Raw genomic sequence first — 1,020 nt, forward strand, 5'->3', positions numbered from 1 at the left:
GCGACAGCATGTTCTCGGTGGTGCGGATCACGACCGGGATCACGATCAGCGCCAGCGCCAGCACGCCGGCATAGCCGGAGTAGGTCTTGAAGCGCGCGACGATCACCGCGTAGATGAACAGGCCGATCACGATCGACGGCGCCGACAGCAGGATGTCGTTGATGAAGCGCGTGGTGCTGCCCAGCCAGGTCTTCTGCCCGTACTCGGCCAGGTAGATGCCCGCCAGCACACCGATCGGCGTTCCGACCAGCGTGGCCAGCGACACCATCACCAGCGAGCCGTACAGCGCATTGGCCAGCCCGCCGATCTCGGCCTGCGGGGCCGGCGTCATCTCGGTCAGCACCGTCCAGGTGAGGCCGCCGACGCCGAGCCGGAAGGTCTCGATCAGGATCCAGATCAGCCAGAACAGGCCGAAGGCCATCGCGGCCATCGACAGCGTGAGGGCCACCGCATTGACGCGGCGGCGGCTGCGCGCCTTGGCCAGGCGGCCGGCATCGATCACGGCGCTCATGAGCGGCCCCCTTCACCCTTCTTGAGCTGCGCGAGCAGCAGCTTGGACATCGACAGCACCACGAAGGTGATGAAGAACAGCACCAGCGCGAGGTACAGCAGCGAGGCCTGGTGCAGGCCTTCGCTCGCCTCGGCGAATTCGTTCGCGAGCACCGAGGTGATACTGTTGGCGGCCTCGAACAGCGACGGCCCGTTCAGCTGGTTCGCGTTGCCGATCACGAAGGTGACCGCCATCGTCTCGCCGAGCGCACGGCCCAGCCCCAGCATGATGCCGCCGATGACGCCGGTCTTGGTGTACGGCAGCACGACGCGGAACACCACTTCCCAGGTGGTGGAGCCSAGCCCRTAGGCSGAYTCCTTCAGCATCGCCGGCGTGACCTCGAACACGTCGCGCATCACCGCGGCGATGAACGGGATGATCATGATCGCGAGGATGATGCCGGCCGACAGGATGCCGATGCCCACCGGCGCGCCCGAGACCAGGCCCTTGAAGAACGGCACGTCGCCGAG

General features: G+C 66.7%; 2 protein-coding genes. Both read right to left on the minus strand.

The window, feature by feature from the left end; all coding sequences use genetic code 11:
• The coding region (locus AC1D15_RS34145) for an ABC transporter permease family protein (RefSeq protein WP_477829565.1) at positions 1-511 on the minus strand (511 nt) is incomplete at its 3' end.
• On the minus strand, positions 508-1,020 hold a 513-nt coding region (locus tag AC1D15_RS34150; protein ID WP_477829566.1), incomplete at its 5' end, for an ABC transporter permease subunit. The genes AC1D15_RS34145 and AC1D15_RS34150, both read right to left, overlap by 4 nt.

The sequence above is a fragment of the Rhizobacter sp. P2_H2 genome, from assembly GCF_056403375.1.